We start from the raw sequence: 24,257 nt of genomic DNA on the forward strand, positions 1-24,257 counted from the left end.
GTCGCGACCTCCCCCATCACCTGACAGGGATCCTGACATGACCGTTCTCGTTACCGGCGCCGCCGGCTTCATCGGCTATCATCTGGCCGACCGCCTGCTTGCCCGGGGAGAGCGCGTGTTCGGGCTCGACAACGTCAACGATTATTACAGCGTGAAGCTGAAGCGCGACCGGATCGGCGAGCTGCGCGCGCGGCACGGCGATGCGTTCCGCTTCATCGAAGCCGATTTCGCCGATGCAGCGGCGCTCCGCGACGCGACGATGGGAGAAGAGTTCGACCGCATCGCCCATCTCGGCGCCCAGGCGGGCGTGCGCTATTCGATCGAGAATCCCCACGCCTACGTCCAGTCGAACCTGGTCGGGCATTTGAACCTGCTGGAGCTCGCCCGCCACCGCGGCAGCGCCCATCTCGTCTACGCCTCCTCCTCCTCCGTCTATGGCGGCAACGACACTCTGCCCTTCCGGGTGGAGGACCGGGTCGATCACCCGCTCTCGCTCTACGCCGCCACCAAGAAAGCGGACGAGCTGATGAGCGAGACTTACGCCCATCTCTACCGCCTGCCGCAGACGGGGCTGCGCTTCTTCACCGTCTACGGTCCCTGGGGGCGCCCCGACATGGCGATGTGGCTGTTCACCAAGGCGATCCTCGAGGGCCGGCCGATCGAGGTGTTCGGCGAAGGCGACATGCGGCGCGACTTCACCTTCATCGACGACATCGTGAGCGGCATCGTCGCCTGCCTCGACAATCCGCCGCCGGACGACGGTCAGGAGAAAGCGGGCGGCAGCAAGGGACCGCACCGGCTCTACAATATCGGCAACAACCGCTCGGAAGAGCTCACCCGGATGATCGGCCTCATCGAACAGGCCTGCGGCCGGCCGGCGGTGCGCAACCTGATGCCGATGCAGCCGGGCGACGTGCGCGACACCTATGCCGACATCTCCGCCATCAGCCGCGATCTCGGCTTCCGGCCGACCACGTCGATCGACGTCGGCGTGCCGCGCTTCGTGGACTGGTACCGCGCCTATCACGGCGTCTGAGGCATCCCGGGCCGCCGTGGATCGTTAAGGACGGTGCAAGACGCCTTCCGGTAAGGGAAGCGTACGGCGTACGAGGCGCGGCGGCAGCAGGAGATCGAAGCGTGAGGCGGTGGTTGGCCGCAAGGATTCCCAGCAAGGACGGACTGCTCGGCAGCCGCTGGCTGCGGCCCTTCGCGCACCGGCTGACCCACCCGATCCTGTGGCGTTTCAACCGCTGGAGCGTGTCGCGCGGGGTCGCGCTCGGCTTCTTCGCCGGCCTCCTGCTTCCCTTCGGCCAGACGCCGGTCGCGGCGCTCCTCGCCCTCACCGCCCGCGCCAATCTGATCGTGGCGGCGGTCGCGACCTTCATCACCAATCCGATCACCAACGCGCCCATCTTCTACGGCGCCTACAAGACCGGCCAGGCGCTGCTGCGCACCGATCCCGACAGTGCCTGGGACCCGACGGCGAGCACCCTCGTCAACGCCATCGCCTGGTTCATCCAGGTGTCGGGCCCGACCGCGCTCGGCCTGCTCATCTTCGCGATCGTCGGCGGGCTGGTCGGCTATGCCGGCGCGCAGCTCGGCTGGCGGCTGTGGGTGCAGCGGCGCTGGCTCCGGCGCTGCCGGGAACGGGAGGCCGCGCCCGGCGGCGCTTGATTTTCCGGCGGGCGGGCCGCAGGAGCATCGGCCATGCTCAGCCTCCAGTTCATCCGCGAACATCCCGAAGCCGTCGAACGGGCGATCGCCGCCAAGAATGCGGCGGTCGATCTTCCGCGCCTCCTCGCCCTCGACGGCGAGGTGCGCGAGCTCAAGACCCGCATCGACGAGCTGCGCCGGCAGCGCAACGAGATCAGCGGCCGCTTCAAGGATGCCGCGCCCGACGAGCGGCCGGCGCTCGGCCAGCGCGCCAAGGCGCTCGGCGCCGAGGCCGGCGAGGCGGAGGCGGCGCTCGGCGAGAAGCAGGCGGAACTCGACGCGCTGATGCTGCGCCTGCCGGGCATCCCGTGGGAAGGCGCGCCAGTTGGGCCGGACGAAAGCGCCAATATGGTGGTGCGCACCGAAGGCACGCCGCCCAGCTTCGGCTTCGAGCCCAGGGACCATGTCGCGCTCGTCGAGATGAACGACTGGGCAGATCTCGGCCGCATCACCCAGGTGGCGGGATCGCGCACCTATTGCCTGAAGGGCCGGCTCGCGCTGCTCGAACAGGCGCTGATGTTCTGGGCGCAGCAGCGGCTGCAGAACGAAGGCTTCACCCTGATGACGGTGCCCGCGCTCGCCCGTCCGCAGGCCTTCGTCGCCACCGGCCATTTCCCGGGCCATGAGGAAGAGGCCTATGAGATGGAGAAGGACGGCCTCTATCTCGCGGGCACAGGCGAGATCGCGCTCACCAGCCTCCATTCGGGCGAGATCGTCGAGGCCGACAACCTCCCCATCCTCTATGCCGGCTATTCGCCCTGCTTCCGCCGCGAGGCCGGGAGCGCCGGGCGCGACGTGCGCGGCCTCTTGCGCGTCCACCAATTCTACAAGCTCGAACAATATGTGATCTGCCGCGACGATCCGGAGGAGAGCGCGCGCTGGCACGCCAAATTGCTGGCGGTCGCGGAAAGCCTGCTCAAGGACCTCGAAATCCCCTACCAGGTGGTGGAGACCTCTACCGGCGACATGGGGCTCGGCAAGTTCCGGATGAACGACATCGAAAGCTGGGTGCCCTCGCTCGGCAAATATCGCGAGACCCACAGCTGCTCGACGCTGCACGACTGGCAGGCGCGCCGCGCGAATCTGCGGTGGCGGGACGAGGACCGCAAGGTCCGCTTCTGCCACACGCTCAACAACACCGCGCTCGCCAGCCCGCGCATCCTGGTGCCGCTGCTCGAAAACCACCAGACCGAGGACGGCCGCGTCCGGCTCCCCGCCGCGATCCGCGGCCTGATGGGGGGCGAATATCTCTAGGCGGCCCGACGACCGGGCGCCGCCGGCCTGGATGCGGCTCAAGGAGGCGGGGGCGCTCGCCGCGCGCGTCTATCGCGGGTTCGGACGGCTCGGCGAACGGGGGCCGTCGGACGGGCCCAAACTGATGGTGATCCCCGGTTTCCTCGCCACCGACCGCACCACCCTGGGGCTGCAGCGGGCGCTGGCCGAGGGCGGGTTTCGGGTCAGCGGCTGGGGTCTCGGCCTCAACCGGAGGGTCACCGAGCGCACCGTCGATGCCATCGCCGATCAGATCGCGCGGTTCGGCGCGGGCGAGAAGGTGATCCTGGTCGGCTGGAGCCTCGGCGGCCTCTACGCCCGCGTGGTCGCGCAGGAGCGGCCGGAGCTGGTCGAGAGGGTGGTGACCCTGGGCTCGCCCTTTTCCGGCGACCGGCGGCGCAACAACAATGTCTGGCGGCTCTACGAATGGGTCGCCGGCCACCACGTCAACCACCCCCCGATCGATCGCGATCCCGCGCAGAAACCTCCGGTGCCGACGCTGGCGATCTGGTCGCGCCGCGACGGCATCGTCTCGGTCGACGGGGCGCGCGGCAAGGCGGAGGAGCGCGACGCGGAGCTGGAGGTCGATTGCACCCACATGGGCTTCGGCGTCAGCGGCAAGGCCTATCCGCAGATCGTCGCGGCGATACGGAGCTTCCACTCCGCCGCATAGGCGTCGTCATCAGGAGGACAGGAAGGGCGCCGCGATTTCGGGCGTCACCCGCATCGGCCGGCCGCTGGCGCGGTCGATCATCGCCCAGGTGGTGATCGACCGGACGCGCGGCTTGCCGTCGGCGCCGACGAATTCGATGTGCCGGTCGAACTTGGCGCCGCGCGGCGGATCGGGGATCCAGCTGCGCGCCGTCACCGTCTCGCCCGGCAGGACGGCGCGCAGATAGTCGATCTCGTGCCGGATCACGACCCAGAAATAGGCCGCCTGATGCTCCGGGGCCGCGGCCGCGGCCCAATGCGCCGTCGCGACATCCTGAATCCAGCGCACCCACACCGCATTGTTGACATGCCCCAACTCGTCGATGTCGGCCGCCGTGGCCGTGATCCGCATCTCGAACATCCGCCCTTCCAAGCACAACTTGCCCAGGAAGGGGAGAGGCAGAACCGAAACCCGCCCTGAGGGAGCGGGGTGGCGGCGCTCCCGGCGTTGCAGGGCCTCGGCGGAGGGCCTAGCAGGGCCTCATGTCCGAACTCCCGGAGCCGATTCCCGCCGCGACCCTGGTGCTGATGCGCCGGCTGGCAAGCGGGCCGCCCGAATTGCTGATGATGGAGCGGGCCGGGACCATGGCCTTCGCGGCGGGCGCGCTGGTGTTTCCGGGCGGGCGGATCGATCCCGCCGACATCGCCGCCGCCGCCGCGCTCGCGCCGCATCTGGAGGACGGTGCCGCCCGCATCGCGGCGATACGCGAGACGATCGAGGAGACCGGCATCGCGCCCGCCCTCACTCCCTCCCCCGGCCGCGCGGCCGCGGCGGCGCTCAGGCAGGATCTCGCCGGCGGCGGCGACTTCGCGGCGCTGCTGGCCGGTCACGGCTTCGCCCTCGACCTGGCGGCGCTGACGCCGTTCACCCGCTGGTGTCCGGCCTTCAAGCATCCCCGCCGGTTCGACACGCTCTTCTACCTGGCCGAGGCGCCGGAGGGCGATCCGCGCGCCGTCGCCGACGAGGCCGAGGCGGTGCGCGCCTTCTGGGCAAGCGCGGGCGACGTGCTGGCCGAGCTGGACGCCGGCCGCGCCCATGCCATCTTCCCCACCCGTCGCAATCTCGAGCGGCTCGCCCGCTTCGGCTCGATCGAGGAGGCGCGCGCCGACGCGGCCCGCCACCCGGTCGAGACGATCACGCCCTGGGTTGAGGAGCGCGGCGGACGCCCCTGGGTCTGCATCCCGGAAGGGATCGGCTATCCGGTGACCGCCGAGCCGCTCGACAGCGCGATCCGCGCCTGAGGCGGAACCGGGGCGCGGCGCCGCACGTCCGTTTCCGCGATGCGCATCCTCTCCCTGATCAAGACCCTGATCCTGCTGGCCGTGCTCGGCCTCGCGGCGCTGCTGCTCTATGGCTATGCCCGCAACCACCCGCAGGACATGCCCTGGACCGCGCTCGATCTGTCGCAGCCGGTCGGGGCGTTCACCGGGCGCAAGCTCACCGCGCTGCGCGGCGAGTTCGGCACCTGCCGCCGGCTGCTCGAGGATGCGGGCGTCGCCTTCACCGCGCTGCCGCCGCGCTCCGGCGGGCCGAGCTGCGGCTATGACGATGCCGTGCGGTTCGCGGGCGGCGGCGCGCAGCGCATCCTCTGGCGCCCGGGCGATCTCGGCGTCAGCTGCCCGGTCGCGGCCGGGCTTGCGCTGTGGGAATGGCACGTCGTCCAGCCCGCCGCGCTCGAACATTTCGGAAGCCGCGTCGCCGCGATCGATCATTTCGGAAGCTATTCCTGCCGCCGGCTCTACGGCCGCTCCGAAGGCGCGTTCAGCGAACATGCGACCGCCAACGCGGTCGACATCGCCGGCTTCCGGCTGGAGGACGGGACGCGGATCGGCGTGCTGCGCGACTGGGAGCGCGACGGCCCGCGCGCCGCCTTCCTGCGCGACGTGCGCGACGGCGCCTGCCGCCTGTTCTCGACCGTCCTGTCGCCCGATTACAACGAGGCGCATCGCGACCATTTCCATTTTGATCAGGCCGAGCGCGGCGCGATGGGTTGGCGGGCCTGCCGGTGAGGGGGAAGTTGTGGTAGGAGGCTCCATGCGCGCGATCGCCGGTCTTGCCGCCCTGATGCTGGGCCTCGTCCTCATGTGGAGCCAGAGCGCCGCCCAGGCGCCGGCGCAGCCCGCCGGCCTGGTGCTGCGCGTCGACGGCGCGATCGGGCCCGCGACGCACGATTACGTCCAGAAGGGTCTCGCCCGCGCCGAGGCGGAGGGGGCGCAGCTCGCCATCCTCGTGATGGACACGCCCGGCGGCCTCGAAAGCTCGATGCGCGACATCATCCGCGACATTTTGCGCTCGCCGGTGCCGGTCGTCACCTATGTCCACCCGTCTGGCGGCCGCGCGACCAGCGCCGGCGCCTTCATCCTGATCGCGAGCCACGTCGCCGCGATGACGCCGGGCACCAATGTCGGGGCGGCGACGCCGGTCCAGCTGGGCGGCGGCGGTGGCGGCGGCGGGGACGAAGGCGGCAACGCCCAGCAGACCCGGCAAGGCAGCGCCAGCGACGCCAAGGCGGTGAGCGATGCCGTCGCCTTCATCCGCTCCCTCGCCGAAATGCGCGGCCGCAACGCCGACTGGGCGGAAAGCGCCGTCCGCGACGCGGAGAGCCTGACCGCCACGGCCGCGCTCGGCGCCAACGTGATCGACATCGTCGCGGCCGACATGAACGATCTCCTCGCCCAGCTCGACGGCCGCACCGTCACCGCGGCCAGCGCCGAGCGGCGGCTGGCGACCGCGGGCCTCGCCCTCGTCGAGCACAGCCCCAATTGGCGCAACCGCCTGCTCGCGGCGATCACCAATCCCAACATCGCGCTCATCCTGATGATGATCGGCGTCTACGGCCTGTTCTTCGAATTCATGAACCCGGGCGCGCTCTATCCGGGCACGATCGGGGCGATCGCCTTGCTGCTCGGCTTCTACGCGCTCGCCGCTCTGCCGGTGAACGCGGCGGGCATCGGCCTCATCCTGCTCGGCATCGCGCTGATGGCGGGGGAGGCCTTCAGTCCCAGCTTCGGCATCCTCGGCATCGGCGGGATCATCGCCTTCGTGCTCGGCGCGGCGATCCTGATCGACACCGACATCCCGCAATTCCAGGTGGACTGGGCGGCGATCGCCGGCGTCGCCCTGTTCAGCGCCGGCGCGACGGTGCTGATCGCCCGTCTCGCCCTCGCCTCGCGCAAGCGCAAGGTGGTGAGCGGGGAGGAGCAGCTGATCGGCGCCGCCGGCTATGTGCTCGACTGGGCCGACGGCAAAGGGCATGTCTTCGTTTTGAGTGAACGCTGGCGCGCGGTCGGCGTTGGTCCCCTGGCGAAGGGCGCGCCCGTGCGCGTCTCCGGCATCGACGGTCTCGTGCTCCGGGTGGAACCGCTCCATCCGGAACCCGCCGCCGCCTGAAGGAGGATCGAATGGAATTGCTTGGAAATTTCGGCTTCTACATCCCGCTGATCGTCCTCGCGATCATCTTCCTGACCGCGGCGGTGAAGGTGCTGCGCGAATATGAGCGGGCGGTGGTGTTCACGCTCGGCCGGTTCAGCGGCGTCAAGGGTCCGGGCCTCATTCTCCTCGTCCCCTATGTCCAGCAGATGGTGCGCACCGACCTGCGCACCCAGGTGCTCGACGTGCCGACCCAGGACGTGATCAGCCGCGACAACGTCTCCGTGCGGGTGAGCGCGGTCATCTATTTCCGCGTGATCAATCCCGAGCACGCCACCATCCAGGTGGAGAATTACGTGCAGGCGGTGAGCGAGCTGTCGCAGACCACCCTGCGCTCCGTGCTCGGCAAGCACGAGCTCGACGAGATGCTGGCGGAGCGGGACAAATTGAACGTCGACATCCAGGAAATCCTCGACAGCCAGACCGACGCCTGGGGCGTCAAGGTCGCCAATGTCGAGATCAAGCACGTCGACATCGGCGAATCGATGGTCCGCGCCATCGCCCGCCAGGCCGAGGCCGAGCGCGAGCGGCGCGCCAAGATCATCAACGCCGAAGGCGAGGAGCAGGCGGCGCAGAAGCTGCTCGAGGCGGCCCGCATCCTGGGCCAGGCGCCCGAGGCGATGCAGCTGCGCTATTTGTCGACGCTGAACGTCATCGCCAACGAGCGCAGCAACACGATCGTCTTCCCCTTCCCGAGCGAGCTTGGCGAATTCCTCCGCGCCACGTCGCTGAAGGGCAAGAGCGGCGCCGAATGAGGCCTATTCGGCGGGCAGCGGCGCCGGCGGCGCGGGGCGCATCCAGCGCGGCTTCAGCCGGTTGACGAGGCGCGGGATCGGGCCGTTGCGGTCCATCCATTCGGCATATTCGCGATAGGCCGGGTCGGCGGAGAGGTGCTTCTCCTCCGTCTTGGCGCGCCAGTAATAGACGCCGCTCACCAGCGCGAGCGTGGCGGTGTTGCGGATCATGTCGACCGGATTGCCGGTGGTGACGAGGAACGGCATGAAGGCGAACCACCAGAAGATGTTCTTCGACACATAGGCGGGATGCTTGGTCCAGGCATAAGGCCCGTGGGTGAGGATGCCGCGATGGGTGAGGTTCGAGAAGCGGATGCCGAAGACGATCGTCGCCCAGGCGTAGATGCCGGCCAGGAAGACCAGCCAGAAGCCGACCAGGGTCATCACCAGCGGCGAGGACCCCAGCCAGTGGATCCAGCCTTCCTCGCCATAGGTGCCGTAGCTGTAGTTGAGCGGCCCGCCCGCGCCCATCAGGATGAAGGGCGGATAGCAGATCAGCGCCGCCGCCCAGCCCGCCGCATAAGGATTGGCGGAGCGGATATGCGCGTCGAGCGGCTTCATCGTCAGCACATAGCCGACGGTGGCGAAGGTCACGTCCAGCATGAACATGACGCCGATCAGCCAGCGCGCGAGATTGATCGGGTGCTCCGCGATCCACGCCGCTTCGGGCAGGACCGCGGCCGCGAAGTTGCCCGGTACGATCGAAATCATGAAGGCGAGGAAGAAGGCCTTGATCGTCCAGCAGCGGAAGAAGTCGAACAGCACCTCCCGGTCCACCTCGACCGCGCGGCCGATCAGCAGCTGGCCGAACTGCCAGGCGCCGTCGCGCGGTTCGCGCAGCCGGCGGTCCAGCCAAATGACATAGGGCACCGACAGGACCAGCATCGGGATGGCGGCGAGGCCCAGCGCCTGCATCGCGAACAGATATTGGCCGTCCCAATACCAGCGGGCGATGCAATAGAGGCATCCGATGATGCCCCACACCGCCCACAGGCCGACGATCTTGGAAAGGCTGATGTCGAGGATGTCGGCGATCGGCCGCGGCGGGGCCGACCAGTCGATGCCGGTGGTGGGATTGCGGTGCACCTTGTCGACGAGCAGCGACCAGGCGACCATCGGCAGCCCGCAGGCGAGCAGGCCGCCCATCGCGGCGAGCGGATCGGCAAGGCCGACCGAGCGGCAGAAGACCAGCCAGGCGACGAGCCCGGACAGTCCGGCAAAGCCGACGCCGGCGCTCACGGCGGAGCGGGGGCGCGGGTCGTGGCGCAGATCGGGCGCGATCCTGACTTCGGCGTTCATGGGTGCGAAGCTAAACCAAAGTGGTAAGGAACCGGTGAATGCCGATGCCGGCGCCCCGTGCCGCCGAGGAGGAGAGACGAACATGACCAAGGCCCCCCTGATCCTCGCCGTCCTTCCGGCGCTGCTGCTCGCCGCCTGTGGCGACGGCGGCGGCGGCGGCGAGCCGCGCAACGTCACCAGCATCCGCGTGGAGAACGAACATCATGACGGGCTGCTCGCGCTCAGCGAACCGATGCGCAACCTGGCGCTGATGCGCGCGATTCGCGACAACGGCATGCGCTGCCGCCGGGTCGACAAGGGCGCCTACCAGGAAGACCATCTGAACATGCCGATGTGGGTCGCGCGCTGCGAGGACAATCGCGAATGGCAGGTGTTCATCGCCGCGACCGGCGACCTCCAGGTCCGCAACTGCGCCGAAGCCGCGCAGCTCGGCCTTCCCGAATGCCGCCTCGACGAAGCTTATGAGCGAATGGAGCAACCGGCGGACGGCGCCGCCGGCTGACGCGCCTCAGCGGCGCCCGAACAGCTGCTGCGCGGGCTGGCGGCGGACGGCGAGCGGGTTGCTCTCCGCGTCGAAGGCGGTGGCGGTCTCTTCGTAGAGCGCGCGCAGCTCTGCCACTTGCGGCAGGATCTGGTCGGGGAACAGACGCGCCTCGACCGCGCGGCGGGCTGACATCTCGATCTCCTCGGCGACGTCGCCCAGCCGGTCGGCGCCGAACTGGCGCGCCTCGCTCTTCAGCGTATGGGCGGGAAGCACCAAAGCGGCGGCATCGCGGCCCTGCATCGCCGCCTCGATTCGCGCGACCGCCTTGTCGCCGTCCTCGCGAAAATAGCCGAGGATACGAATGAAGTTGGCGCCAAGCTGCGCGCGCGCGGCGGCGAACTTCGTCCAGTTGACGATATCGGTACGCTTGTCGTCCACATCCGGCTCCGAACAGATTGAACGCCTCTCTAAGCAGGCGCGGGTAAATGCCCGGTTACGAGCGGTCGAAGGGGTTCTTCGGGGCGCGGGTGTGGAGCCGCACCGGAACCGCGCCGAAGCCGAGTTCGCGGCGGAGGCCGTTCACCAGATAGCGCTTGTAGCTTTCCGGGAGCTGGTCGGTGCGGGTTCCGAAGATGACGAAGCTGGGCGGCCGGGTCCCGACCTGGGTGATGTAGCGCAGCTTGATTCGCTTGCCGCCGGGGGCGGGCGGCGGATTGCGCTCGACCGCTTCCTCGAACCAGCGGTTGAGCTCGCCGGTGGTCACCCGGCGCGACCAGATGTCGCGGATGTCGAAGGCGGCGGCGAGCAGCTGGTCCACACCCTTGCCGGTCGCGGCCGACACGGCGAGCAGCGGCAGGCCCCGCGCCTGGGCCAGCCCCTCGTCGAGCGCCCCGCGTATGCCCTGGAACAGGCCGCTCGGATTTTCCGCGACGTCCCATTTGTTGATCGCGACGATCAGCGCCCGGCCTTCCTGCAGCACATGGTCGGCGATCTTCAGGTCCTGCGCCTCGAGCCCGAGCGTCGCGTCGAGCAGCAGCACCACCACTTCCGCGAAATCGACCGCGCGGCGCGCATCGGCGACGGACAGCTTCTCGAGCTTGTCCTGGACGCGCGCCTTCTTGCGCATGCCGGCCGTGTCGATCAGCCGCACCGGCCGCGTCGTTCCATCCGGGGCGCGCCATTCCCAGTCGATCGCGATCGAATCGCGGGTGATGCCGGCTTCGGGACCGGTGATCAGCCGCTCCTGCTCCAGGATGCGGTTGATCAGCGTCGACTTGCCGGCATTGGGGCGGCCGACGATGGCGAGCTTCAGCACCTTCTCGCCTTCTTCGTCGTCGCCGTCGGCGGCGGCCTCCTCGTCCTTTTCGACGAAGGGCTGGAGATGCTCGAACAGGTCGACCACGCCCTCGCCATGTTCGGCGCTGATCGGCACCGGCTCGCCCAGGCCCAGCGACCAGGCTTCGAGGATGCCGGCCTCGCCCGCGCGCCCTTCGGCCTTGTTGGCGGCGAGAATGACGGGGGTGGTTTCGGACCGCAGCCAGCGGCCGATCTCCTCGTCGAGCGGGGTGAGGCCGGCGCGCGCGTCGATCAGGAACAAGGCGACGTCCGCCTCCTGCACCGCCGCCGTCGTCTGGGCGCGCATCCGCCCCGGCAGCGTCTCCGGATCCTCGTCCTCATAGCCGGCCGTGTCGATCACCCGGAATTCCAGGCCGAGCAGGGTCGCCTCGCCCTCGCGGCGGTCGCGGGTGACGCCGGGCCGGTCGTCGACCAGCGCCAGCTTCCTGCCGACCAGCCGGTTGAACAGGGTGGACTTGCCGACATTGGGACGGCCGACGATCGCGACGGTGGGCAGCTTCGGCATGGCGCTCGCCCTGCCGGTTCGGGGCGGGAGGGTCAAGGGCGGGCTGCCCGCCGCACGCCGCCCGCCGCCCGCCGCCCGTCCGCCGTTGACGCCGCGCGCGACGGGCATAGATGTGGTCCATGGACCCCGCCGTACCGGTCACTGCGATCGCGCACCTCATCCAGCTCGCGCTCGCGCCCGTCTTCCTGCTGGCCGGGATCGGCGCCATCCTGAACGTCATGGCCCAGCGGCTGGCGCGGGTGGTCGACCGCTCGCGGGTGCTGGAGCAGGGGCTGGAGGCGGAGGATCTGGAGGAGCGCGGCCGCGCCCAGGCCGAGCTGCGGCTGATCGACCGGCGGATGACGACGGTCCATCTCGCGATCAGCTGCTGCACGGCGAGCGCCCTGTTCGTCTGCTTGGTGGTCGCCACCCTGTTCGTCGCGGATCTCACCAATTTCGCCTTCGGGCGGCCGGTCGCCTGGCTGTTCATCGCGGCGATGCTGCTGCTGGTGCTCGGCCTCTTGCTGTTTCTCGTCGAAATCACGCTGGCGATGCGCTCGCTGCGGCTCCATCGTTCGTTCATACCGCGGGGACGCGCGCGATGACGGCGGGCGCCTTCAGCGGCATTTCCGGTTCACCGGACTGAGGAGGCGCGAGTCGATGCTCGAACATGTTCCCGAATGGCTGGGCAGGGCGCTGAAGGGCGTGCGCGCCGGCGCGGGCAAGCTCACCGTGGCGCAGGCCGGCCTCGCCGCCGGGACGCCCGCTCTGCGGCTCGGCAGCCCCGCCTTCGCCGACGGCGCCGCCATCCCGATCCGCTTCACCGCCGACGGCGAGGGCGTGTCGCCGCCGCTCATCTGGGGCAACGTCCCGCCCGAGGCGGCGGCGCTCGCCCTGATCGTCGAGGATGCCGACGCGCCGCTGCCGCAGCCGCTGGTCCATGCCCTGGTCTGGGGTCTTCCGGCCGAAAATGGCGGCCTGGGCGAAGGCGCGATCCGGCCGGACGGCGACGGCGACGCCGACGGCACCGATGTCGGCCGCAACAGCTTCCTGCGCGAAGGCTGGCTGCCGCCCGATCCGCCGACCGGCCATGGCGAGCATCGCTACGTCTTCCAGCTGTTCGCTTTGTCGGCCGCGGCGATGGGCGGCGAAACTCCGGGCCGGGCGGCGATGATCAAGGCGATCCGCGGCAACGTGCTCGCGGCGGGGCTGCTCACCGGCACCTATTCGCGCGGCCAGCCGGCGATGGTCGGGCCGGCCGCGGCGGTGGCGCGGGCGAAGCTGGCGCGCTGATCAGGGCGCGGCGGCGCGGCGGAAGCTCACCGTCCTGCCGGTCGGCGTCGCCAGGGTCAGCGTGCCGTCCGCCCAGACGGTATAGCGGTCGACTTCGGCCAGCAGGCCCAGGAAGGCGTTCTCCTGGCCGAGCAAGGGCTCGGGGCAGAATCGGCGGGTGCTGCCGATCTCGCTGAACGACAGGGTGCCGCGGCCGACGCGGTAGCCGGCGTGCCAGACGTTGCAGCCCGCCTCCCCGCCGGCGAGGTCCCGGCCCCGCTGCAGGCGAAGGGTGATCGGCCGGTCGCCGACCGGCGCGCGGCCGGCAATGTCGGTGGCGATCCATTCGATGCCGCGCGCATCGGCCTGCCCGGCGGTGCCCCCGCCCCAGCCGGCGCAGGCCGACAGCAGCAGGACAGCGGACAAAGCGGGGACGAGGCTGCGCATAACGATCGGAAACTCCCTCCAAAGCGGCCGGGCGACCGCCTGTCGATGAAGCGCCGGCACGGGCGCCCGGTTCCCGGAAAATCGTGGCGTATGACGGATTTACAAAAATGGAAGGGCGGCCGGCCCGATCGTCGGGCGGCCGCCCTTGCCTGTTGCGGTGGCCATGCCTGGCTCCTTGTCGGGCGGGCTCAGCTTTCGTTCGCGAGCCAGCCGATCAGGAAGTAGAAGAGGACGCCCACCGGCCCCAGCAGGAACAGGGTCAGCGCGACCGCGATCAGGCGAACCGCGAGCGGATCGAGATCGGCGGAGCGGGCGATCCCGGCGCAGACGCCCATCAGCTTGGCATTGTCCTTGTCGAGGTGGAACGTGCGGGTCATTTCAACTTCCTTGTCTTGAACGATGTGCCCCGGCGGGGCCGGTCGCCTGCGATCAGATGATCGGAACGACCGGGCCGACCGCCGCGGAGATGAACAGGCTGGAGGCGACGAGCGCTCCGACGATGGAAAGCGCGAACTGCTGGATGTTGGTGATGGTCATTGTCATTCTCCCTGAAACCCCCCGATCGGACCGCCCGGCCGGGATGTCGGGAAGATTGCAGGGAGCGTGCCAAATGCGAAAATGGCGGGAAACTCCGGATTTTCTCTTTGCGCCGCGCTGAAGCCGCGCTTTCGTCGCGCTGATAGTTCGCGGTGAACGCCAAGCATTCGCACTTTTCGCCACCGAACGATTTTAGTGGCTCCCGGGCCGCGGCGGCGGCAGAGTAGAAGGCGATGACCAGTCTGTCCGATTCCGCACAGAGCGCGCGCCCGTCCGCGGCGGCGGTCGCATGAGCAACGACCCGCCTGCCCTGCGCCGCGACATCGGTTTCGTCGGATCGGCCTTCCTGTCGTTCAACGGCATCGTCGGCGCCGGCATCTTCGCCCTTCCCGCCACGCTCCATCTGCAGTTCGGCGATTTCAGCCCGTGGCTGTTTCCGATCTTCGGCCTGCTCATCCTGCTCGTCGCCTTGCCGTTCGCGCGGCTGGCGGCGCAGCATCAGGGATCGGGCGGGCCGGTCGCCTATGCCGCCGCCTTCGGGCCGCTCGCTTCCTTCCAGGTCGGCTGGATCTATTATGTGGCGCGCACCACCGCGCTCGCCGCCAACGCCAATGTGTTCGCGACCTATGCGGCGACCTTGTGGGCGCCGCTCGGCACCCCGGCCGGCCGCGCCTTCCTGATCGTGGCGTTGATCGGCCTCATCACCTGGGTGAACCTGGTCGGCGTCAAGCGCGCGATCCGGGCGCTCGACGCGCTCACCCTGCTCAAGGCCACGCCGCTCGTCGCGCTCGCTTTGTGGGGCCTCGCCGTCTCGGCCGAAGGCGTGCCGCCGCCCGGCCCGCCGCCGCCGCTCGGCGCATTCGAGGCGGCCGCGCTCGTCATCCTCTACGCCTTCATCGGCTTCGAGAATTCGGTCGTTCCGGCGGGCGAGACCGCCAATCCGCGCCGCAACATTCCGCGCGCGCTCCTCACCACCGTGTGCCTCACGGCCCTGCTCTATTTCCTGGTGCAGCTCGGCTATGCCGCCGCCATGCCGGACGGCGCGCAGCCCGATGCGCCGCTCGTCGCCTTCGCCGAGGCGATGTGGGGACCGATCGGCGGGCTGCTGCTGGTGGCGGCGGCGCTGTCGTCGATCGCCGGCAATCTGATGGGATCGATGACCTCGACGCCGCGCATCACCTTCGCGCTGGCCCGGCAGGGGCTGCTTCCCGCCTGGTTCGGCCGGGTGAGCACGCGCTGGCACACGCCGTCGCGATCGATCCTGTTCATGGGGGCGCTCGGCATCCTGCTCGCCCTCACCGGCAGCTTCGTCTGGCTGGCGGTGGTGAGCACGCTCGCGCGTCTCATCGTCTATTCGGCGAGCATCGCCGCCCTTCCCGCCGCGGAGCGCGCGGCCGGCGGGCGGACGGGCGCGGGCGGGGCCTTGCTGATGTTCGCGGGAATCGCGGTGTGCCTGTGGGCCGCCTTCCAGTCCCGCTTCGACAGCTGGGCGATGCTCGCCGGGCTGCTGGTGCTCGGGCTGCTGCTCTATGCGGTGGCGAGGAGGGCGGCCTCGGCCGGCACCGTCTCTTCGATCCAGCCGCCGCCAAGCACGCGGTCGCCGTCATAGAGCACCGCCGCCTGGCCGGGCGCGACTCCAAATTCCGGCTGTTCGAAGCTGATCGTCCCGCCGTCGAAACGCGCCGGGGCGGGACGCGCCATGGAGCGCACCTTGACGCTCAGGCCTTCACGCTGGTCCTCGCCCAGCCAGTTCACGCCCGACAGATGCGCGGCGCGGACGGCGAGCGCCCGCTTCGGCCCGACGACGACGCGGCGCGCCTCCGGCTCGATCCGGACCACATAAAGCGGTTCGGGCTGGCCGCCGATGTCGAGGCCGCGCCGCTGGCCGACCGTATAATGGACGAGGCCGGGATGGCGGCCGAGCACCCGGCCTTCCAGATCGACGATCTCGCCCTCCGCCCCCGCCTCGGGCCGCACCTTCTTCACCACCGCGGCATAGTCGCCGCCGGGCACGAAGCAGATGTCCTGGCTGTCGGGCTTGGCCGCGACCTCGAGCGCCAGCTCGCGGGCGATGTCGCGAACCGCCGCCTTGGGCAAGCCGCCGAGCGGGAAGCGCAGGAAATCGAGCTGGTCGCGGGTGGTCGCGAACAGGAAATAGGACTGGTCGCGCGCCGGATCGGCGGCGCGGTGCAGCTCCGGCCCGTTCGCCCCGGCGACGCGGCGGACATAATGGCCGGTCGCGAGGCAGTCCGCGCCGAGATCGCGCGCGAGGCCGAGCAGATCGGTGAACTTCACCCCCTGGTTGCAGCTGATGCAGGGGATGGGGGTGCGGCCCTTCATATATTCGTCGGCGAAGCGGTCGATCACCGAATCCCGGAACCGGCTTTCATAGTCGAACACATAATGGGCGATGCCCAGCCGGTCGGCGACCTGCTTGGCATCATAGATGTCCTGGCCGGCGCAGCAGGTCCGCGAGCGTTCCACCGCCGCGCCGTGATCGTAGAGCTGGAGCGTCACCCCGATCGTCTCGGCGCCCGACCGCGCGGCGAGCGCGGCCACGACCGAGCTGTCGACGCCGCCGGACATGGCGACGACGATCCGCGCCCCTTCGAGCGGCCGGTCGAGCTGGAAATCGGCGTGCATAGCGGGCGCTACATAGGGCTTCGTGCCCGCCGCGCCCAGTCTTTGCAGTCTTTTACCCTCGATTCACCCTGTTGCCCTAAGACTCGGCGGCCATGGACATGGGCTTTCATCTGCGCGCCGAGCAAATGCTGGGTCGCCACCGTCCCGCCGAGGTCGAGCATGACGTGCTGATGGCGGCGCTCGGCGCCCGCCAGGCCGCCAGCCCGACCGCCCGCGCCGCTAGGCGCAACCGACCGCCGGAGCCGGGCGCGCCGATCGTCGAGCTGCTGCTCGCCGGCCCCGGCTGGCGCGAGGCGGCGCAGGCCCAGCAAGGCTGCTTCCACCCGTCCGCCCGCGCGGACACGGCCGGTAAACCGAAGTCACCGTAAAATTTACCTTCGCATTTTAGCCTTCTTTCAATGCTCGCGGCCTAGAAGCGGATCAGCCAGTTACGTTTGCCCCGCCCGGGCTTCTTCGAGGTAGGAATGATCGAGAACCAGAAGATTCGTCCCGCTCAGGTGATCGGCCCGCTCGGCGAGCCGCTGACCCTGCAGAGCCTTCCGTCGCCGACCACGACCCGCTGGGTGGTGCGTCGCAAGGCGGAGGTCGTCTCGGCGGTGAACGGCGGTCTCTTGAGCGTCGACGAAGCCTGCGAGCGCTACGGCCTCACCCTCGAGGAGTTCGCCGGCTGGCAACGCGCGGTCGACCGGTCGGGAATGCCGGGCCTGCGCGTCACCCGCATCCAGCACTACAAGTCGCTCTACGAACGGCAGCAGCGTTACTGATCGCTTCGCTACGCCTCCGGAATGATGTAGAACCTGTCCTCGCCTGGGCGGCTCCAGCCCAGGAACAAGACCGCGCGCCGCGCGTCTTTAATCGGATCGCCGCTGTAACCATCCGGTTGGGGCGGCGCTGCGAAACAGGAGGACTTGGACATGATCGGTATCATCATCTGGTTGATCATCGGCGGCATCATCGGCTGGCTGGCCAGCATCATCATGCGCACCGACGCGCAGCAGGGCATCCTGCTCAACATCGTCGTCGGCATCGTCGGCGCCTTCATCGGCGGCATGCTGATCACCGGGGGGTCGATCAACGAAGGCATCAACCTGACGAGCTTCATCGTCTCGCTGCTCGGCGCGATCATCCTGCTCGCCATCGTCAATCTGTTCCGTCGCGGCTCCGTCCGCTGATCATTGGACGAGGGGCCGCGGGAGCGGCGGCCCCTCGCTCCCTGCCCTTGCCGCTCGTTCCCTGACCTGAGACTTAGGCGGAAGCGCCGCGCAGCCCCTCGAGGCGGCTGATCCGTTCGTCGAGCGCGACCAGGGTCGCGGTCAGCGCGACGGCGGTGCGGGAGCGGCGCGCGGTGGCGCGCAGCGCCTGCGCCAGCGGCTCCGCGATCAAAGCGATCGCCGTCCGCTCGTCCCGGCTGTAGGACGCGCCGTCGGTGCGCGGCCCCACCAGCAGCATCGCGACCGCGCCGCCGGAATCCTCCAGCGGCACGCGCAGCGGAAAGGCGCTCCCGGGGGCCTCGGCATCCTCCGCCGCCGCGCCGTGCAGCGCATAGATTTGCGGCGCCGCCCCTTCGGTGCCGATCAGCGCCGCGCTCGACGCGCCGATCCCCTCGACGATCTCGGCCAGCGCCGCCGCGCCGACTTCGCAAGGGTCGTCGCCATGCTGCCATTGGGCGAGCCGCGCCGGCAGGGCGCGGAGCCGCACCAAGGCCGGCTGGAAGCGCCGCTCGGTCCAGCCGAGCACCCGGTCCTTCGCGGGCAGGAAGACGAGGCCGGCGGCGATCGTGCTGACCGCCGTGGTCAGCGCCGGGCCGCCGCCCAAAGTCGCGTCGATCAGCCGGTTGGCCCAGCCCATCGTCACCGCCCAGACGACGCCGACGATCATCGTCACCGCCGCATAGCCGGCCGATCGGCCGATCAGCGCGTCCGCATCGTTGAGGCGATAGCGCATCAGCGACAGCAGGATGCCCGCCGGCACGGTGAACAGGCCGGCGATGGCCAGCAGCAGGACCAGCGCCATGACGAGCACACCGGCCAGCGTCTCCTCCCCCAGCCACTGCGCGGCCACGATCAGCGGCACGGCGGCGGCGAGCATCGCGATGCCGACGACCAGGCCGCCGGCCGCCCATTTCATCTGCTGCCGCTCCGGCCCGCGCGGCGTGCGGCGATAGCGGATGACGAGCGCCGCGAGACCCGCCACCAACAAGCCGGCGATGACGAGATCGGTGAGCTCGGTCGGGAACACCGCCGCCACTTCCAGCAGCGCGGCGAGCGGCGCCAGCACCAGCAGCCAGCGGCCCCAGGCCGGATCGAACCGCCCGTCCGGAAAGGCCGGAAGCGCGATCACCAGCGGAACCACCCAGAAGGCGATCAGCACATTGCCGAACAGCTCCAGCCCGACCCACGTCCAGAAGGCGTAGGGCCCCAGCACCGAGGCCGCCGCGCCGAGGAAGGCGAAGGACAGGAGGATTGAGACCGGCTCGCCGAAGCGGCGGCGGCGCAGCAGCACGGCGGCGGCGAGGTAGATCAGGGCGAGCAGGGCGAACGCGGCGTGGAGGCCGTAGAGGGTCGTCTGGCGGCCCGGCACGTCCATCTCGTCCGCCGCCGCCGCCGACCGGACCAGGGTCACCTCGCGCGCCGCGCCGTCCGGCGGCTGCAGCGTCAGCCGGACCTCGCCGCCGTCCGCGCCTCGAAGCAGAGGCGCAACGTCGAAATGAGAGGCGTCGGGCGCGAGCGGCGCGCCGTCGACGGCAAGGAGCCGGGCGCCCTTCGCCACGCCCGCCGCTTCGGCCGCGGCAAGCGCCGGCGCCACCGTGAAGCCGCGCCCTTCGTCGTCGGCGAAGGCGTCGAGGCCGAGCGCCGCGAAGGCGGGGATCACCTCCGCCCCCTCGCGCGCCGCCATGTGGAGCGTGCCGGCCTGTCCGACCAGCACCAGTGCGAGCAGCGACAGCCAGGCCGCGGAGAGCAGGCGCCGCGCGCGCGGGCCGGGCGGGTTCAGCGCTGAAGGCGGTGTGGGCATCGCATCTCCCCTGCCGCGCCAGATTGACGCGGCGGGCGGGAGACGCGCAAGCCTTATTCGAGCTCGAAGCTGACGGTGAGCGTCACGGCCAGGGTCTGCTCGCCCGGCATGATCTGCGTGCCGGCATCGCCGCCGGTCACCGTGATCGCCATCTCGCGCATCATCGGCTGCGGCGCGAAATGCCCGCCTTCGGAGACGGAGACGATCCGCCGCACCCGCATGCCGAGCGAGCGGGCGTAGAGATCGGCGCGCTCGCGGGCGATCCGGATCGCCGCGATCCGCGCTTCGTCGAGCGCCGGCTCCGGCCGTTCGATCGCGAGCATCGGACCGTCGACATTGTTGGCGCCGGCCTGGACGAGCGTGTCGAGGATCCGGCCGGCCCGCGCCACGTCGCGGAAGCGGACGCGCACCTGGTTGTTGGCGCGGTAGCCGCCGAATTCGGGGGCGGCGCCGTCGCGGGTGTGCCGCCATTCGGGATGGAGGTTGATGGAGCTGGTCTGGATGTCGCGATCGGCGACGCCGGCGCGGCGCAGCGCCTGGCGGATCTGCTCCATCTGCCGGGCATTTTCCTGGATGGCGGCGGTCGCGGTCGGCGCCTGGGTGGTGACGCCGGCATTGATGAAGACGATGTCGGGCGCGCGGCGCACCTCGCCGGTGGCGACCACGTCGAGCCGGGTGCCGCGCACCGATTCGGACCCGGCGGCGGCCACCTGCTGGGCGGCGGACGGCGCCGCGGACAAAGCGAGCGCGGCGGCGGAAGCGAGGATCAGGTGACGAAGCATGGACGATACTCCCGGTACTGTGGGTTGTTCAGCTCCGCACATGATCGCGCGAGGCTGAACGGACCCGAAACGGATCGGGAGTGAAACGCGGGTCGGGCGGCAGAGTTGCTGATCCTGAAGCGCGGACCGCTCAATCCTGCGGGTCGCGGTCCCGGCTCAGCTCGTCCACTTCGCTCATGATCGTCTGCAGCGCCGACTTGTCGGGATCGGTCTCATGCTCGCGGCGCGAGGGCAGCTTGCCTTCCGCCAGGAGATTCTCGAGCGCGACCCGGCCGCGCGCCACCCGGCTCTTGATCGTGCCGACCGCGCAGCCGCAGATTTCGGCCGCTTCCTCATAAGCGAAGCCGCCGGCGCCGACCAGGATCAGCGCCTCGCGTTGCGGCTGCGGCAAATGCAGCAGCGCGCGCTGCATGTCGCCGAGCTCGACGTGCCGGTCCTGGCTCGCCGGAGCGGCGAGCAGCTTGGACGCCGTGATCTCGTCCCATTCGCCCTTGAAGCGCGCGCGGCGCATCTGGCTGAGGAACAGGTTGCGCAAGATGATGAAGGTCCAGGCGCGCATGTTGGTGCCGGCCTGGAAGCGCTTGCGCGCCGCCCACGCCTTGAGCAACGTCTCCTGGACGAGGTCGTCGGCGAGGTCCCGGCTGCCCGACAGCGAGCGGCCGAAGGCGCGCAGGTGTGGAATGACCTGCGCCAACTGGTCCTTGAACTCGTTGTCGGGAAGCGGCGTCGGCTCCAGACTTGCCGCCGCGCCGCTTTCTTCCTCGTCCGTGTCCGCCGGCTTCGCGCCCGCCATCAAGCTTTCCCCGCTCTGTCCGCCGAATCCCAGCGCTTCACTCATACAGGTCGCGGCGCCCGAAGGCGCCCCTTCTCTTTGCCGTCCAGGACGATCACCACATCCAGACGAACAACAGGATCAAGAAAATGATGATCGTCAGGCCAAGCCCCCAGACGAGAATGTAGCGCGTCATGTGGGGCGTGGTGCCCTGCCGCGCCTCGGTCTTGGAGATATGATCGGGGCCGTCGTTCATAAGGTGAGCTCGTCCTCGGGTTCCATTCGTTACAGGCAGGCAACGCGCGCTCGGCGCGCATGTTCCGGCGGATCAGGCCGGCACCGTCGCGCTGTCGAAGAACAGAGCCTGCGCGATCGCCGCCTTCACGGTGGAGCGCTGGAAGGGCTTGGTGATGAGGAAGGTCGGCTCCGGACGCTCGCCGGTCAGCAGCCGTTCCGGGAAGGCCGTGATGAAGATCACCGGCACCTGGAATTCGGACAATATGTCCTTCACCGCGTCGATGCCCGAACTGTCGTCGGCGAGTTGGATGTCGGCCAGCACCAGGCCCGGACGACGGGCCATCGCCTGCTGCACGGCTTCGTCGCGCGTCACGGCGACGCCCGTCACCGTGTGGCCGAGGTCGCGGACGATCGTCTCGATGTCCATCGCGATGATCGGCTCGTCCTCGATGATCAGCACTTCGGCGCGGGTCTGCCGCTCGATTTCGGCGAGCGCTTCGGACACCAGCGACTCGACCTCGTCGGGCGAGGCGCCGATCAGATAGCCGGCATCTTCGGGCGTGAAGCCTTCCATCGCGGTCAGCAGCAGCGCCTGGCGCGACAGCGGCGTGATGCGGGCGAGGCGGGCCTGGGCGATGCCCTCCGGATCGGCGCCGACGCCGGAATGGCCCGGATCCTCTTCGATATTGGCCGACGACCAGATGGCGTGGAAGGTGCGGTAGAGGCCGAGCCGCGCCTCGACGTCGCGGGGGAAATCGTCGGGGGCCGCGACGATCGCCTCGAGCGTCGCCCGCACGAAGGCGTCGCCATGCGCCTGGCTTCCGGTCAGCGCCCGCGCATAGCGGCGGAGGAAGGGGAGATGCGGCGCGAGTTCCTTGCCAAGCGACATGTTCGTTACGACTCCTTCATGTTCTTACAGGCCTGTGTGGGTGGCCCTCCGGCGCAATGCAACCCCTGCGGGATGCCGCGCCGGGGGGACCCGGCGTGCAGAAGAAGTGGCCCGTCCCGCTCCTCACGCGGGGTATGGAACCATCAGCGCAGTTTTTTGTTTCCATGGCCGCGCAGGCATTTTATTTCGCCTGCGGACAGTTGGGGTCTGCCCGGTTCGCGCCACCGGCGAGGATCGGGGCGGCAGGCTATTTTGTTATAACGGCAGCGGGCGCGGCGTGGCCGCGATGGGGTAAGAATTTTGACCTTCAGCATCGACAAGGATGGAGAGACCCGGCGCAAGTCCGAGGATGCGGCGGACGATGGCGGGAACGGTGAAGCCGGCGGCACGCGCCGAAAGCGCGGCGCGGCTCCGGAACTCGGCAACGCCCTTCGCCAGGCCTATGACGAGACGCTGAACGAGGACATTCCGCCGGAAATGCTCGATTTGCTGGGCAAGCTCGGATAAAAGTCCCGCCGCAGGACGTTCGGGACGGCGTGGATCAGGACGAACACAAAGGCTCCATGGCCGCCCGCTTCGCGCGGCTCTCGACCGGGCTGAAGATGCTGATCATCCTCAGCCTCGGCCTTCTGCCGCTCGGCATCGTCGCGATTCTCGCCTCCGTCGACAGCGCGCGCGACAACCGCTCCCGCGGCGAGGTCGAGACCCAGGCGCTGCTGATGGTGAGCGCGCAGCGGCTGACCTCCGCGCTGGCGCGAAGCTCGATCACCATCCGCGCCGCCAGCGACGCGCTGTCGGATACGCCGCCCGGAAGCGGCACATGCGAACGGATGCTGCAGCGTCTCTCCCGCATCCAGCCCTCGCCCGCCCGCTACGCCCTTTACGCCGAGGGCCGGCAATTCCGTTGCGCCACGCCGGGCTTCGCCCCACCCGCGCAACTGTCCAGCCCGAACGGCGCCCGTTCCGACATCGAACTCGACACCGAGCAGCAGGTGCTGCGCTTCACCCTGTTCGGCGAGGATGGTGAGGTGGACGGCGTCGGCGAATTCGGCCGCGACGCGCTGCTGGCGCTGGTCGCGCCGCCGGAAATTGCGGGCGCGCACGATCTGAGGCTCGCCCAGGGGGATCGGTCAATGCTGCTGCGCGAGAATTATCGCGGCGGCCCCTTCACCCGCGAAATCCGGATCGAGCAGCCGATCGCCAGCGGCCGCCTTGCTCTCGACATCCGCGCCGCCTCGCTGCCGATCACGCCGGCCGAGCTGCTGATGATCCTGCTGCCGGTGATGATGTGGGTCGCGGCCGCCGTGATCGGCTGGCTGATCGTCGACCGGCTGCTGCTGCGCCCGCTGGTGCGCATGCAGAAGGTGATCTCGAACTATGAGCCCGGCGACCGCGCGCTCGATCTCCCCACCTTGCGCTCGCCGGCGCGGGAGATCGGCGAACTGGGCCAGGCGTTCGACCGTGTCACCCGGACCGTCGCCCAGCACGAGGCCGAGCTCGAAGCCGCGGTGGAGCGGCAAACGCGGCTGGTGCGCGAGGTGCACCACCGGGTGAAGAACAACCTTCAGGTGGTCGCCTCCCTGCTCAACCTCCATTCGCGCGGCGCCACCAGCGAGGACGTGGCCGCGGCCTATGCCTCGATCCAGCGCCGGGTCGACGCGCTCGCCGTCGTCCACCGCAACCATTATGCCGAGCTGGAGGAAAATCGCGGCGTGGCGCTGAAGCCGCTCATTTCCGAACTCGCCGCAAACTTGCGCGCCACCGCTCCGGCCTCCGCCGCCCACATGCAGATCCGGCTCGACGTTGAGCCATATTATGCGAACCAGGACGTGGCGGTCTCGGTCGCCTTCCTGGTGACCGAGATCGTCGAATTCAGCATGCTGTGCGGGGCAAGCCTGGTGTCGGTGTCGCTGACCGGCGCCGACACGGCGAGCGCCCGCCTCTCGGTCGAGACCGATGCGCTCGCCGGCGAACCTTCCTGCGACGAGCGGCTGATGGAACGGTTCGACCGGATCATCACCGGCCTCGCCCGCCAGCTGCGCTCCACGCTGGAGCGGGACACGCAGACCGGCCGCTATTCGGTGGTGATCGGCGTCGTCGACAAGGCGGAGCGCTGAGGCGAA

At 69.7% G+C, this 24,257-nt stretch carries 29 protein-coding genes; 17 read left to right on the forward strand and 12 right to left on the reverse strand.

The window, feature by feature from the left end:
• Positions 1-37 precede the first annotated feature (37 nt).
• From ACK4K7_RS00995 to ACK4K7_RS01010, 4 genes are all read left to right on the forward strand, one after another.
• Positions 38-1,036, forward strand: a complete 999-nt coding sequence (locus ACK4K7_RS00995) for an SDR family NAD(P)-dependent oxidoreductase (protein ID WP_431863266.1) — start codon at positions 38-40, stop codon at positions 1,034-1,036.
• Positions 1,037-1,149: 113 nt separating this feature from the next.
• A complete protein-coding gene (locus ACK4K7_RS01000; RefSeq protein ID WP_431863267.1) occupies positions 1,150-1,674 on the forward strand; it encodes a DUF2062 domain-containing protein in 525 nt (174 codons plus the stop codon).
• 33 nt (positions 1,675-1,707) lie between these two features.
• Complete coding sequence (serS, locus tag ACK4K7_RS01005; protein ID WP_431863268.1) at positions 1,708-2,967, forward strand: serine--tRNA ligase; 1,260 nt, start codon at positions 1,708-1,710, stop codon at positions 2,965-2,967.
• A gap of 31 nt (positions 2,968-2,998) precedes the next feature.
• Positions 2,999-3,658: an alpha/beta fold hydrolase gene (locus ACK4K7_RS01010; protein WP_431863270.1), complete on the forward strand. Its 660-nt coding sequence runs from the start codon at positions 2,999-3,001 to the stop codon at positions 3,656-3,658.
• A gap of 9 nt (positions 3,659-3,667) precedes the next feature.
• On the opposite strand, the gene ACK4K7_RS01015 is transcribed toward ACK4K7_RS01010, so the two are convergent.
• The gene (locus ACK4K7_RS01015; protein WP_431863271.1) at positions 3,668-4,057 is read right to left on the reverse strand and encodes an acyl-CoA thioesterase; all 390 of its coding nucleotides are present in this window, start codon (positions 4,055-4,057) and stop codon (positions 3,668-3,670) included.
• A gap of 122 nt (positions 4,058-4,179) precedes the next feature.
• Here ACK4K7_RS01015 and ACK4K7_RS01020 point away from each other — a divergent pair, with 122 nt between their 5' ends.
• From ACK4K7_RS01020 to ACK4K7_RS01035, 4 genes are read left to right on the forward strand one after another with little or no spacing between them, the layout of a single operon-like run.
• Entirely contained in the window at positions 4,180-4,938 is a 759-nt protein-coding gene (locus ACK4K7_RS01020; protein ID WP_431863273.1) for an NUDIX hydrolase, read from the forward strand.
• A 39-nt stretch (positions 4,939-4,977) separates the two neighbouring features.
• Entirely contained in the window at positions 4,978-5,706 is a 729-nt protein-coding gene (locus tag ACK4K7_RS01025) for an extensin family protein (protein WP_431863274.1), read from the forward strand.
• Between the two features lie 25 nt (positions 5,707-5,731).
• Positions 5,732-7,087 carry an NfeD family protein gene (locus ACK4K7_RS01030; protein ID WP_431863275.1) on the forward strand — a complete coding sequence of 452 codons (1,356 nt, stop codon included), beginning with the start codon at positions 5,732-5,734 and terminating at the stop codon, positions 7,085-7,087.
• An 11-nt stretch (positions 7,088-7,098) separates the two neighbouring features.
• The gene (locus ACK4K7_RS01035; RefSeq protein ID WP_431863276.1) at positions 7,099-7,881 is read left to right on the forward strand and encodes a slipin family protein; all 783 of its coding nucleotides are present in this window, start codon (positions 7,099-7,101) and stop codon (positions 7,879-7,881) included.
• 3 nt (positions 7,882-7,884) lie between these two features.
• Here ACK4K7_RS01035 and ACK4K7_RS01040 read toward each other — a convergent pair whose 3' ends face one another.
• A complete protein-coding gene (locus ACK4K7_RS01040; RefSeq protein WP_431863277.1) occupies positions 7,885-9,219 on the reverse strand; it encodes a methyltransferase family protein in 1,335 nt (444 codons plus the stop codon).
• Positions 9,220-9,301: 82 nt separating this feature from the next.
• On the opposite strand from ACK4K7_RS01040, the gene ACK4K7_RS01045 reads away from it, so the two are divergent.
• Positions 9,302-9,721, forward strand: a complete 420-nt coding sequence (locus tag ACK4K7_RS01045; protein WP_431863278.1) for a hypothetical protein — start codon at positions 9,302-9,304, stop codon at positions 9,719-9,721.
• Positions 9,722-9,727: 6 nt separating this feature from the next.
• Here ACK4K7_RS01045 and ACK4K7_RS01050 read toward each other — a convergent pair whose 3' ends face one another.
• Both ACK4K7_RS01050 and der read right to left on the reverse strand, forming a co-directional pair.
• Entirely contained in the window at positions 9,728-10,141 is a 414-nt protein-coding gene (locus tag ACK4K7_RS01050; RefSeq protein WP_431863279.1) for an Hpt domain-containing protein, read from the reverse strand.
• 55 nt (positions 10,142-10,196) lie between these two features.
• The gene (gene der, locus ACK4K7_RS01055; RefSeq protein WP_431863280.1) at positions 10,197-11,564 is read right to left on the reverse strand and encodes a ribosome biogenesis GTPase Der; all 1,368 of its coding nucleotides are present in this window, start codon (positions 11,562-11,564) and stop codon (positions 10,197-10,199) included.
• 119 nt (positions 11,565-11,683) lie between these two features.
• On the opposite strand from der, the gene ACK4K7_RS01060 reads away from it, so the two are divergent.
• The gene (locus tag ACK4K7_RS01060; RefSeq protein WP_431863281.1) at positions 11,684-12,148 is read left to right on the forward strand and encodes a DUF2721 domain-containing protein; all 465 of its coding nucleotides are present in this window, start codon (positions 11,684-11,686) and stop codon (positions 12,146-12,148) included.
• Positions 12,149-12,203: 55 nt separating this feature from the next.
• On the forward strand, positions 12,204-12,836 hold the full coding sequence (locus tag ACK4K7_RS01065) for a YbhB/YbcL family Raf kinase inhibitor-like protein (RefSeq protein ID WP_431863282.1): 633 nt from the start codon (positions 12,204-12,206) through the stop codon (positions 12,834-12,836).
• Here ACK4K7_RS01065 and ACK4K7_RS01070 read toward each other — a convergent pair whose 3' ends face one another.
• Both ACK4K7_RS01070 and ACK4K7_RS01075 read right to left on the reverse strand, forming a co-directional pair.
• Positions 12,837-13,262 (reverse strand): META domain-containing protein, encoded by a 426-nt coding sequence (locus tag ACK4K7_RS01070; RefSeq protein ID WP_431863283.1) that lies wholly within the window; start codon positions 13,260-13,262, stop codon positions 12,837-12,839.
• 188 nt (positions 13,263-13,450) lie between these two features.
• Positions 13,451-13,639: a PspC domain-containing protein gene (locus tag ACK4K7_RS01075; RefSeq protein ID WP_431863284.1), complete on the reverse strand. Its 189-nt coding sequence runs from the start codon at positions 13,637-13,639 to the stop codon at positions 13,451-13,453.
• Positions 13,640-14,088: 449 nt separating this feature from the next.
• On the opposite strand from ACK4K7_RS01075, the gene ACK4K7_RS01080 reads away from it, so the two are divergent.
• Positions 14,089-15,408: an APC family permease gene (locus ACK4K7_RS01080; protein ID WP_431863285.1), complete on the forward strand. Its 1,320-nt coding sequence runs from the start codon at positions 14,089-14,091 to the stop codon at positions 15,406-15,408.
• Here the strand turns inward: ACK4K7_RS01080 and mnmA are convergent.
• Positions 15,327-16,442: a tRNA 2-thiouridine(34) synthase MnmA gene (gene mnmA / locus ACK4K7_RS01085; protein WP_431863286.1), complete on the reverse strand. Its 1,116-nt coding sequence runs from the start codon at positions 16,440-16,442 to the stop codon at positions 15,327-15,329. The two genes, ACK4K7_RS01080 and mnmA, sit on opposite strands and share 82 nt — an antisense overlap.
• A 92-nt stretch (positions 16,443-16,534) precedes the next feature.
• On the opposite strand from mnmA, the gene ACK4K7_RS01090 reads away from it, so the two are divergent.
• The 3 genes from ACK4K7_RS01090 to ACK4K7_RS01100 all read left to right on the forward strand — a co-directional run bounded on the left by ACK4K7_RS01090 (position 16,535) and on the right by ACK4K7_RS01100 (position 17,614).
• Positions 16,535-16,810, forward strand: a complete 276-nt coding sequence (locus tag ACK4K7_RS01090) for a hypothetical protein (RefSeq protein WP_431863287.1) — start codon at positions 16,535-16,537, stop codon at positions 16,808-16,810.
• Positions 16,811-16,906: 96 nt separating this feature from the next.
• Positions 16,907-17,206, forward strand: coding sequence for a DUF1153 domain-containing protein (locus ACK4K7_RS01095; protein WP_431863288.1), 300 nt, complete (start codon positions 16,907-16,909; stop codon positions 17,204-17,206).
• Positions 17,207-17,359: 153 nt separating this feature from the next.
• Positions 17,360-17,614, forward strand: a complete 255-nt coding sequence (locus tag ACK4K7_RS01100; protein ID WP_431863617.1) for a GlsB/YeaQ/YmgE family stress response membrane protein — start codon at positions 17,360-17,362, stop codon at positions 17,612-17,614.
• Between the two features lie 73 nt (positions 17,615-17,687).
• Here ACK4K7_RS01100 and ACK4K7_RS01105 read toward each other — a convergent pair whose 3' ends face one another.
• From ACK4K7_RS01105 to ACK4K7_RS01125, 5 genes are all read right to left on the reverse strand, one after another.
• A complete protein-coding gene (locus tag ACK4K7_RS01105; protein ID WP_431863289.1) occupies positions 17,688-19,454 on the reverse strand; it encodes a hypothetical protein in 1,767 nt (588 codons plus the stop codon).
• 53 nt (positions 19,455-19,507) lie between these two features.
• Entirely contained in the window at positions 19,508-20,236 is a 729-nt protein-coding gene (locus tag ACK4K7_RS01110) for an SIMPL domain-containing protein (protein ID WP_431863290.1), read from the reverse strand.
• Between the two features lie 130 nt (positions 20,237-20,366).
• Positions 20,367-21,029 (reverse strand): sigma-70 family RNA polymerase sigma factor, encoded by a 663-nt coding sequence (locus ACK4K7_RS01115; protein ID WP_431863291.1) that lies wholly within the window; start codon positions 21,027-21,029, stop codon positions 20,367-20,369.
• A 94-nt stretch (positions 21,030-21,123) separates the two neighbouring features.
• Positions 21,124-21,264 (reverse strand): hypothetical protein, encoded by a 141-nt coding sequence (locus ACK4K7_RS01120; protein ID WP_431863292.1) that lies wholly within the window; start codon positions 21,262-21,264, stop codon positions 21,124-21,126.
• Between the two features lie 72 nt (positions 21,265-21,336).
• Positions 21,337-22,134, reverse strand: coding sequence for a response regulator (locus tag ACK4K7_RS01125; RefSeq protein WP_431863293.1), 798 nt, complete (start codon positions 22,132-22,134; stop codon positions 21,337-21,339).
• 300 nt (positions 22,135-22,434) lie between these two features.
• On the opposite strand from ACK4K7_RS01125, the gene ACK4K7_RS01130 reads away from it, so the two are divergent.
• Both ACK4K7_RS01130 and ACK4K7_RS01135 read left to right on the forward strand, forming a co-directional pair.
• Positions 22,435-22,641, forward strand: a complete 207-nt coding sequence (locus tag ACK4K7_RS01130) for a NepR family anti-sigma factor (RefSeq protein ID WP_431863295.1) — start codon at positions 22,435-22,437, stop codon at positions 22,639-22,641.
• Between the two features lie 29 nt (positions 22,642-22,670).
• Positions 22,671-24,251, forward strand: coding sequence for a sensor histidine kinase (locus ACK4K7_RS01135; RefSeq protein ID WP_431863296.1), 1,581 nt, complete (start codon positions 22,671-22,673; stop codon positions 24,249-24,251).
• Positions 24,252-24,257 lie beyond the last annotated feature (6 nt).

Source organism: Allosphingosinicella sp., assembly GCF_046295735.1.
GTDB lineage: Bacteria > Pseudomonadota > Alphaproteobacteria > Sphingomonadales > Sphingomonadaceae > Allosphingosinicella.

Excerpts from the sequence above, each read along its gene's own strand:
- ACK4K7_RS00995 (WP_431863266.1), top strand. The coding sequence starts at position 38 with ATGACCGTTCTCGTTACCGGCGCCGCCGGCTTCATCGGCTATCATCTG.
- serS (WP_431863268.1), top strand. The coding sequence starts at position 1,708 with ATGCTCAGCCTCCAGTTCATCCGCGAACATCCCGAAGCCGTCGAACGG.
- ACK4K7_RS01010 (WP_431863270.1), top strand. The coding sequence starts at position 2,999 with ATGCGGCTCAAGGAGGCGGGGGCGCTCGCCGCGCGCGTCTATCGCGGG.
- ACK4K7_RS01015 (WP_431863271.1), bottom strand. The coding sequence starts at position 4,057 with ATGTTCGAGATGCGGATCACGGCCACGGCGGCCGACATCGACGAGTTG.
- ACK4K7_RS01020 (WP_431863273.1), top strand. The coding sequence starts at position 4,180 with ATGTCCGAACTCCCGGAGCCGATTCCCGCCGCGACCCTGGTGCTGATG.
- ACK4K7_RS01025 (WP_431863274.1), top strand. The coding sequence starts at position 4,978 with ATGCGCATCCTCTCCCTGATCAAGACCCTGATCCTGCTGGCCGTGCTC.
- ACK4K7_RS01030 (WP_431863275.1), top strand. The coding sequence starts at position 5,732 with ATGCGCGCGATCGCCGGTCTTGCCGCCCTGATGCTGGGCCTCGTCCTC.
- ACK4K7_RS01035 (WP_431863276.1), top strand. The coding sequence starts at position 7,099 with ATGGAATTGCTTGGAAATTTCGGCTTCTACATCCCGCTGATCGTCCTC.
- ACK4K7_RS01040 (WP_431863277.1), bottom strand. The coding sequence starts at position 9,219 with ATGAACGCCGAAGTCAGGATCGCGCCCGATCTGCGCCACGACCCGCGC.
- ACK4K7_RS01045 (WP_431863278.1), top strand. The coding sequence starts at position 9,302 with ATGACCAAGGCCCCCCTGATCCTCGCCGTCCTTCCGGCGCTGCTGCTC.
- der (WP_431863280.1), bottom strand. The coding sequence starts at position 11,564 with ATGCCGAAGCTGCCCACCGTCGCGATCGTCGGCCGTCCCAATGTCGGC.
- ACK4K7_RS01060 (WP_431863281.1), top strand. The coding sequence starts at position 11,684 with ATGGACCCCGCCGTACCGGTCACTGCGATCGCGCACCTCATCCAGCTC.
- ACK4K7_RS01065 (WP_431863282.1), top strand. The coding sequence starts at position 12,204 with ATGCTCGAACATGTTCCCGAATGGCTGGGCAGGGCGCTGAAGGGCGTG.
- ACK4K7_RS01070 (WP_431863283.1), bottom strand. The coding sequence starts at position 13,262 with ATGCGCAGCCTCGTCCCCGCTTTGTCCGCTGTCCTGCTGCTGTCGGCC.
- ACK4K7_RS01075 (WP_431863284.1), bottom strand. The coding sequence starts at position 13,639 with ATGACCCGCACGTTCCACCTCGACAAGGACAATGCCAAGCTGATGGGC.
- ACK4K7_RS01080 (WP_431863285.1), top strand. The coding sequence starts at position 14,089 with ATGAGCAACGACCCGCCTGCCCTGCGCCGCGACATCGGTTTCGTCGGA.
- mnmA (WP_431863286.1), bottom strand. The coding sequence starts at position 16,442 with ATGCACGCCGATTTCCAGCTCGACCGGCCGCTCGAAGGGGCGCGGATC.
- ACK4K7_RS01090 (WP_431863287.1), top strand. The coding sequence starts at position 16,535 with ATGGACATGGGCTTTCATCTGCGCGCCGAGCAAATGCTGGGTCGCCAC.
- ACK4K7_RS01095 (WP_431863288.1), top strand. The coding sequence starts at position 16,907 with ATGATCGAGAACCAGAAGATTCGTCCCGCTCAGGTGATCGGCCCGCTC.
- ACK4K7_RS01105 (WP_431863289.1), bottom strand. The coding sequence starts at position 19,454 with ATGCCCACACCGCCTTCAGCGCTGAACCCGCCCGGCCCGCGCGCGCGG.
- ACK4K7_RS01110 (WP_431863290.1), bottom strand. The coding sequence starts at position 20,236 with ATGCTTCGTCACCTGATCCTCGCTTCCGCCGCCGCGCTCGCTTTGTCC.
- ACK4K7_RS01115 (WP_431863291.1), bottom strand. The coding sequence starts at position 21,029 with ATGGCGGGCGCGAAGCCGGCGGACACGGACGAGGAAGAAAGCGGCGCG.
- ACK4K7_RS01120 (WP_431863292.1), bottom strand. The coding sequence starts at position 21,264 with ATGAACGACGGCCCCGATCATATCTCCAAGACCGAGGCGCGGCAGGGC.
- ACK4K7_RS01125 (WP_431863293.1), bottom strand. The coding sequence starts at position 22,134 with ATGTCGCTTGGCAAGGAACTCGCGCCGCATCTCCCCTTCCTCCGCCGC.